Raw genomic sequence first — 8528 nt, 5'->3', positions numbered from 1 at the left:
GACAAAATGGGCGACATGGATATGTCTCACGACCACGGTGACCATCACGATATGGGCAACATGAAAATGGACCATGACCATGACAAAATGGGCGACATGGATATGTCTCACGACCACGGTGACCACCACGATATGGGCAACATGAAGATGAACCATGACCATGACAAAATGGGCGACATGGATATGTCTCACGACCACGGTGACCACCACGACATGAGCGGCATGAAGATGGACCACGGCAAGATGAATCATGACATGTCGGGAATGGATATGTCCGGGATGGATATGGGCCACGACATGTCTGGAATGGATATGGGTGGTATGCACATGCATATGAACCATGGCGACATGAAGAAGCGGTTCTGGTGGTCATTGGTCCTCTTGGTCCCAATGCTCTTCGTCGCTCCTTTCATGGGCGTTGATTTGCCCTTTACCCTTTCCTTCCCTGGTTCGAATTGGGTCACGGCTGCTCTAGCAACTGCCATGTACCTGGTCGGCACCAAGCCTTTCTTTTCTGGCGCCCGAGGCGAATTGAAGGAAAAGAAGCCAGCGATGATGTCGTTGATTTCCATGGGCCTCTTAGTGACCTACTGGGTTTCAATGTACGCCTTCGTCGCCAAGACCTTCTTTGATGTCGACGCCATGGACTACTTCCTGGAATTTGCGACCCTGGTTGTCATCATGCTCTTGGGACACTTGATCGAGATGCAGGCCACCATGAAGGCCGGTAACGCCACATCAGAGTTGTCCAAATTAACCCCACAAACCGCCCACGTCAAGCACGGCGATTCCTTTATGGACATGCCGGTTTCCTCATTAAAGTCTGGGTCGGAAGTTCAAGTCCTTGCCGGCGAATCATTCCCGGCCGATGGAACCGTCCTATCTGGCTCTTCTCAAGTTGATGAATCCTTGATGACCGGTGAATCCAAGCCCGTCCAAAAGGCCGAAAAGGCCGACGTCATTGGTGGAACGATTAACGGTGACGGCACACTCGTTGTCAAAGTGACCGCCGTCGGTGGCGATTCCTTTATTGGTAAATTAAAGCAAACCTTGAACCAAACCGAATCTTCCTCAACCAAGGCTGAGTCATTGGCCAATAAAGTTGCTGGTTGGCTCTTCTGGGTTGGTTTGTTATCCGCCGTTGCTGCCCTTGTAATTTGGACGGCTGTCAGTGGTTTGACAACCGCCTTTAACATCGCGGTTACCACCTTAATCATCGCCTGTCCTCACGCCCTCGGTCTCGCTATTCCATTAGTTATCCAACGGACCAAGGCCATTGCCGCTAAGGACGGAATTTTGATTAAGAAGCACGGTGCTGTCTTATCTGCCAAGCACCTTGACTATGCCCTAATGGATAAGACCGGAACCTTAACAACCGGTCACTTCCAAGTCCTCAAGTTAGCCACTAACAACTATGATGAAAATCAAGCCCTCGCCACCATGGCGGCTTTGGAACAACAATCATCCCATCCTTTGGCCCAAGCCATCGTTAAAAAGGCCCAGGATGCCAAGATTGATATTCCCAATGCAAGCAATGTGCAAAACATTGCCGGTGCTGGTTTGACTGGTCAGGTAAACGGCCAAGACTACTCGATTGTTTCGGCCCGCTACCTCCACGAAAAGAAAATTAATTTCGATGAACTTGATTCCGATGGATCAGTCTCCTACCTAACCGACGGTAACAAAGTCCTCGCTGCCATCGCCCTTGGTGACGCTATCAAGGATAGCGCCAAGGACTTCGTTGACCAACTCAAGGCCCACCACATCACTCCAGTCCTCATCACCGGTGACGGTCAATCAACGGCCGAAAAGGTGGCCCATGAATTGGGCATTACCGACGTCCATGCTGGTGTTTCACCCCAGGACAAGATTGATTGGGTCAAGAAGTACCAGGAAAAGGGTAAGACGATGATGATTGGTGATGGAATCAACGACTCACCCGCCCTTGCTCAAGCCGACCTTTCCGTTGCCATTGGTGCCGGAACGGCCGTAGCTCAAGCTTCGGCCGACGCAGTTTTGATTTCTCAATCACTACCTAAGATTATTGATTTGATTGACTTGGCCCACCATGCCAACCAAAAAGAATTGCAGAACCTCTGGTGGGGAGCCGGTTATAACATCTTAGCCATTCCAACTGCCGCTGGTCTCTTTGCTTTTGCTGGTATCATGCTCAACCCAATGATTGGGGCGGTCGTCATGTCCCTTTCCACAGTTGTTGTGGCCTTTAATGCCATTCTCTTACGGAAGTAATTCTAAAGATTAGCTTAAAACATTCTTATTTAAAGTTCCTTTTATCTCACAGCTGTATAATGACAGTTGATATACAAATAAAAGGAGCTTTTTTTCATGCGGAAGTATTTATCAGAATTTTTCGGAACTGCCTTTTTAGTGATTTTTTCATCAGCAGCATTGGTTTACGTTCTTGATTTTCAAGTGGGTCAATTGTTTGACGCCATGGCTATCTTCGGACTTAGCTTGGCAGTCTTGATGTTCATCTTTGGACCATTTTCTAATGGTGGCCACTTTAACCCAGCTGTCTCATTGGCATCTGCCATCAACAAGGACATTACTTGGAAGACCTTTGGTGGTTACATCTTGGCCCAAATCTTAGGTGCCTTGGCTGGACTTGGTTTGACTGTTAGCTCATTGTTGCCAGTGATTCACTCACAACAAACAGCTTCTTCAACATCAACAACGTCAACAGCCTCTGTAACGGCTACTCAGTTGTTTTCTTCATTTGAACCATCATCATCAACAACTTCACTTCAATTAGCTTTGACTATTGAAGCAGTCTTCACCTTCTTCTTGGTCTTCATCACTGTTTTGGCCTTTAAGAAGTACGCTAAGTACAGTGCTGCAATTGCTGGAATGACATTTGCCATTACTGCATTCATCACTTACCCAATCACTGGTGGTTTGCTTAACCCTGCCCGTGTCTTGGCTCCAGCGGTTTACCACGGTTTGGCTTCATCAGCCCACTTGTGGTTCTTCTTAATCGTTGAAATCGTTGCGGCTGCTTTGGCAGGATACGCTGTTAAGTACTTCGTTGCCAACGATGCTCAAGCTGAAGTTGCTGAATAATATTTTCAGCATTCTTTAACAAAATAAAACCAGGACTTTAAAAGTCCTGGTTTTTCTTTGTCCAAAATTAATTGGACCGTTATTTTTTATAAAAACTTTGTCGACTATCGAGCCAAACAACTTCTCGAGAAAAGGGCAAAATCAATTTCATTTTAGTTGAATTCAGCATTAACCGTTCAGCCGGCTCCCCACCATACCAGTCATCACCAACAATTGGGTGCTGATGATAAGCTAAGTGAACCCGCAATTGGTGCATTCGACCAGTTTTAAGCTGCAGTTCTACCAAACTTTGATTTCGATCCTGGTTCATTGCCAGCACTCGATAAAGAGTTTGGGCGGATTGACCACCAGTCATAACCCAACGAAGCCGGTCATCACCTTCTTGAACTCCTATCTTATCTCGGTATTCACCCGAATCGGATTGAAAAATCCCCGTGACGCAAGCCTGGTAAAACCTCTCAATCTCTTTTTCCTTAATCAGCCGATTAAGAATTGGTACAACAATTGGATTTTTCCCGATAATTACTAGTCCCGAAGTTGCCCGATCAAGCCGATGCACCATATAGGCTGATGCTTGTTGACCAGCAGATTGGCTGTGGCCTTGTTCAAGGTAGGCCTGAACATAATTTAAAAGAGTATCCGTTTCTGTTGGTGAGTGCGGATGCATTTTCATCCCAGCTGGTTTATCAACCACCAATAAATCTTCATTTTCATAGCTAATAGCAATTTTTTGTTGATCATTTGCTGGGTACGGCCCTTGTCCTGCCTGAATAGCGTCTTTAGCAAATACCAAGGTTAACAAATCGCCTGCATGTAAAATTGTGGCTGTCGAACATGGTTGATTATTCACGGTAATTCCCTTGTTAATTCGCAAATAACCTCGAAAATGTTTAGGTAAATAAACTGCTGTCAAATATTCTTTAACGGTTAACCCGGCTTGGTCGTTGTTAATTTGTATTATTTTTTTAAATGTCATTAATTTATACTTTACCTAATAAAAAATCAGGGAATTTTCCCTGATTTTCTTTATTTACTTGCACTTGTTTCAAAACCACTGGCAACACCATCATAATCAGTTGTCATTGATGCTGGGTTGTCATTAATTTCCGGCGCATTCGTGACATAGTCCGTCACTGTACTACGGCCACCGTTTTGAGCAATTAGTGAAGTTGAATTACGACTAGTGCTAGCTTTTAGGAGACGCTTTATTGTTGCCGTCTTTGAATAATCCTGGGCAGCAGCATCAACGGCCTTAAAACCTTCTGGATTATAAAAACGTAACAAGTTCTTTTGGTTAACAGAATCAGACATTGCTAACTTTTCGTCTACTTCATCCTGGTACTGCTTAAAGAGCTTTTGTTGGTCAGGAGTTGGATTCTTAATCTTTTGGCCCGTTTTAGTATCCCAGATTGTACCCGAAATCGAGGCATAATTTGGCGAAATCCAGTCCTTATCGCGCATTGCCACGACTTGGCTATGTTGTTTTGAAAGTAAATCTTGACCGAATTGAATATAGCGCTTATTCGATACACCCAGAAGATGTTCAATCGTTGGTGCAACATCAACTTCGCCACCATAAGTGTGGTCAACTCCACCATTCTTGAGTCCCGGAATATGAATAATCAAAGGCGTCCGTTGCAAGTTTTCACTATCCAAGTCTGTCCATTGACTAGCACTCTTACCGAGAATTGGGGCCAAATACTTGTCGTCCGTATTGTTAATTCCATAATGGTCACCATACAAAACAACCATCGTATTATCGTACAAACCTGACTTTTTCAAATAATCAAAGAATTCTTTGACTGCTTGATCCAAGTAATGATTGGTTTCAAAATAATTATCAATATACTTTGACCCAGAATTAGTTGTCTGGAAATTTGGGTCCTTATCATTATTATCTAATTCATAAGGAATATGGTTTGAAACAGTCAAGTACTTAACATAGAACGGTTGAGGTAATCGTTCCAAGTATGGAACAGAGTCTTTGAACAACAGCTTATCCTTAACACCCCAAGCAGTTGATTTCTTTCCCTTGGTATCGAAGAATTCACCAGAAACCCAGTTTTGGTAACCCATGTTTTTATATACTTGGCTTCGGTTCCAAAATGTTCCTGTATTTCCGTGGAAGACGGCTGAAGAATAACCTGCCCGCTGGTTCAAGATTGCCGGCATCGCCTGGAAGGTTTGGTCATTACCTAACTTTGCAAATAACGACCCTTGTGGCAAACCAAATGTTGAGGTCTCCAAAAGGTTTTCTGCATCGGATGTCTTTCCTTGTCCAACTTGGTGGAAGAAGTTATCAAATGCGATTGAATCTTGACTGTGCTCCAGTGAGTTCAAAAATGGTGTGATTTCTTGGCCGTTAATTTTTCGATCGATGGCAAATTGTTGAAATGATTCCAAATGAATCACAATGACGTTTTTACCTTTGGCCTTACCAGCATAGGTTGGATTCATACCCGCATAATTCTTACGAATATATTCTTTCACCTGGTCTAGTTGTTCTGGTTTGGCCGACTTACGAACTTGACTAGTGGTAAAAGTATTGTAGCCATCTAAAACAGTAAAAGGTCCAATTCCAAGATACTTAACTAAATATTCGCGATCAAATTGTCGAGTCAACAATTGAGGTCGGTCAATTTCAGATAATGCTAAGTTGGCAATAATCACTAACCAGCTAGCAGCCAATAGGGTGAAAACCTTTCCAAGACGAATAGGATTTTTTTCTTCACGAATAACGCGGAATAACAGGAGTAAAAGAATGATTGGAATATCAATCCAGAACAAAAAGTCATGATGGGAGAACGTAATGGCTCCCGCAGCTTTACCACCTTGGTTAACCGCTGAATAATTCAAAATGACATTGACAGTCATGTAATCAGTGAACTCTCTAAAGTAAACAATACTAATATACAGGAAGGTTGTCATTCCTGTATACAATAGCATAATCCCACCATAGGCAAGTTTACGTGTTCTAAAGAGCAGTGGTAATGCCAAAACTAACATCGTAAAGCCAAATGGGTTGATAATTACCATTAAGAGCTGATAAAATTTAGTAATATGGAGTTTATTGAAATCAAGGTCGTAAGCGATATAGGTCTTGATGGCAAATAAAATAACCATTAACGTATAAAAACCAAATCGCGTTTGCAAAAATTGATAGAATCTTTTTAATGTTGACCATAACTGGCCAGCCAACTGGGAAATAAATTTTTTCATAATACTGCTATTATACCCTCATTTAATGCGGTTTTCATTGAAATTTTTGTGATTCTTGAGACCACGATAATGTTTTCTGCATGACAATTAAGACAACCGAAAAGGACCTCCACACATGCCACAATATAACGCTTATCTGATTGACCTTGATGGCACCATTTACCATGGTAGTCAACCAATCCCTGCAGCTAAAAGACTAATTGAGCGACTAAACCAAGCTCAAATTCCATATCTATTTGTTACCAATAATTCTACTAAGAAGCCACAAGAAGTCGCTGATAATTTGAGCCAAAATCACCAAATTCCAACAACAGTTGACCAAGTTTACACGTCAGCCATGGCCACTGCCGACTACGTCAAAAACCAACCAAATTCAACAAAGAAGATTTACCTAATTGGCGAAGCAGGTCTTGAATTTGCCTTCCAAGATGCTGGCATCGACTTAGTTCCAGCCGAAGAAGCAAACTTTGTCGTTATGGGTCTCGACCGCGATTTTAACTATCAAAAGTTGCAAGCAGCAACATTTGCCATTCAAAAGGGTGCCCAGTTTATCGCAACCAACGCTGATACCAACTTACCGAGTGAAAAAGGCATGTTGCCTGGTGCCGGTTCGTTGGTGGCAGCCCTTGTAACCGCAACAGGTGTGCAACCAACAATTATTGCCAAGCCCGAAGCACCAATCATGGAAGGTGCCTTGGCAAAGCTCAACCATCCAACTAAGCCTGTGATGGTCGGCGACAATTACAATACCGATATTTTAGCTGGTATTCAAAATGGTTTAGCAACACTACTAGTTTATACAGGTGTTTCTAAACCCGACCAAGTCGCCTTGGAAGAATTCCAACCAAGTCATACTATTAATAACTTTGACGAATGGTCAGTGACAGACTAAAGACTGCTAAGGCAGTCTTTTTTATTTGTTAGCTAATTCCAGCAATCGCTGGTTTAATTTTTCATCTGCCGCCTTAATATAAAGCCCGTACCGTCCCCGCTTCGCTAAAATATTCAAAGCATTTAACATAAAGTCCGTTTTAGCTTGTTTAATTTGACCTGGCTCTGATAGGGTTGGACTACTCTTGTAAATTTCTCGGTGAGTTACCTTTTGATCATTAACGGTAATTTGATCAGAGACTGAATCATATTCAAAGGCCGGACTCAGCAGCAAACCGACATAGTTCATATCAAAGCCCTGAACGGTATAAATCGACCCCACCTCGTTAATGGATTCCGGCCGGTTCGGCCAGGTGGCAACCTGACTATCAAATTCATCCCATGGCAAATCAAAATCATCGACTACGACATGGTGAGCACCATCAGCCCGACGGGGAAAGCCGGTCGTTCCGACGACCCGTGATTGCCCAACGCTATGGTCACGATTTTTAATTTCCTTGAATAAGTCTGCCGCTCGATTAAAAATTCGCAGGTCATAGTTCTCTAAATTACTGGGAAACGGCTTTAATATACCACGTGAAAATTGATCAATCCAGTTTGCAACATCTTGATTAACCTGCATCCGATATTGAAAGTCCAAAGGAAAATACCGATAATCGTAAGAACTGAGAACTTGATTTAACAGCGTCTGATTCCAATACATCTTACTTTGAATAACTTGCTGAAAATCAAAGACCACGACAACAACCTTGGCCAGTTTAATGATTTCAGCTAATTGATTATCCTGAAAAAAACGAATATAGGGTTCTCTTTTGCTTAACAGCAAATGTCCTTCATCAATCAAGACAACATCCGGCGCTTGACTACCTTGGTGAACACGATTAATTAATGAAGTTGGTCTCAGATAATCTTTCTTAAAAATATAGGGATACTTGGCTCCCATTTCTTGATAGACCTTTAACAATTCCGGATGATTAACAGTCATCACGGTTTTTAAACCATAGTAAGGGGTCAACGGCTTTTTTTCACCACTTTTAAGCGTCTTAAATAGCTGAGTCAGGACCACACTCTTACCAGTTCCAGCAGCGCCTTGTATGACTGCAATATGTTTTTGACTGCTTTTATCCAACAAGCTATTTTGAATATAAGTTTCCAAATTTCTTAATGTCTGTTCTTGATTTTCACTTAAATCGCTCAAATCAAAAGGTGCTAAATTGTCGGTCTGCTTTTTATCCATAAACTGATTATACTTTATTTTTAGACACAAAAAAAAGAGGTCTACACCTCTTTTTATCATGGGCCATCCAGGACTCGAACCTGGGACCTCTGCGTTATCA

The 8528-nt window shown here is 42.6% G+C and carries 6 protein-coding genes; 3 read left to right on the top strand and 3 right to left on the bottom strand.

The genetic code is table 11. From position 1 onward, the window contains the following. Positions 1-183 precede the first annotated feature (183 nt). Both AOQ29_RS02195 and AOQ29_RS02190 read left to right on the top strand, forming a co-directional pair. Positions 184-2250: a copper-translocating P-type ATPase gene (locus AOQ29_RS02195; protein WP_407645469.1), complete on the top strand. Its 2067-nt coding sequence runs from the start codon at positions 184-186 to the stop codon at positions 2248-2250. A 96-nt stretch (positions 2251-2346) separates the two neighbouring features. Then, positions 2347-3081, top strand: coding sequence for an MIP/aquaporin family protein (locus AOQ29_RS02190; protein ID WP_061992915.1), 735 nt, complete (start codon positions 2347-2349; stop codon positions 3079-3081). A gap of 79 nt (positions 3082-3160) precedes the next feature. Here AOQ29_RS02190 and AOQ29_RS02185 read toward each other — a convergent pair whose 3' ends face one another. Together AOQ29_RS02185 and AOQ29_RS02180 are read right to left on the bottom strand one after the other, a co-directional pair. Beyond that, on the bottom strand, positions 3161-4057 hold the full coding sequence (locus AOQ29_RS02185; RefSeq protein ID WP_061992914.1) for an RluA family pseudouridine synthase: 897 nt from the start codon (positions 4055-4057) through the stop codon (positions 3161-3163). Positions 4058-4107: 50 nt separating this feature from the next. Then, entirely contained in the window at positions 4108-6300 is a 2193-nt protein-coding gene (locus AOQ29_RS02180; RefSeq protein ID WP_061992913.1) for an LTA synthase family protein, read from the bottom strand. Between the two features lie 115 nt (positions 6301-6415). Here AOQ29_RS02180 and AOQ29_RS02175 point away from each other — a divergent pair, with 115 nt between their 5' ends. Beyond that, positions 6416-7192, top strand: a complete 777-nt coding sequence (locus AOQ29_RS02175) for a TIGR01457 family HAD-type hydrolase (protein ID WP_061992912.1) — start codon at positions 6416-6418, stop codon at positions 7190-7192. Between the two features lie 21 nt (positions 7193-7213). Here AOQ29_RS02175 and AOQ29_RS02170 read toward each other — a convergent pair whose 3' ends face one another. Further along, positions 7214-8428 (bottom strand): DUF2075 domain-containing protein, encoded by a 1215-nt coding sequence (locus AOQ29_RS02170; RefSeq protein ID WP_061992911.1) that lies wholly within the window; start codon positions 8426-8428, stop codon positions 7214-7216. Positions 8429-8528: the final 100 nt, after the last annotated feature.

Source organism: Fructobacillus ficulneus (assembly GCF_001047075.2).
Classification (GTDB): Bacteria; Bacillota; Bacilli; order Lactobacillales; family Lactobacillaceae; genus Fructobacillus; species Fructobacillus ficulneus.
The sequence above is the reverse complement of the archived record's forward strand: the minus strand, read 5'-3'. Positions and strand labels throughout refer to the sequence as shown.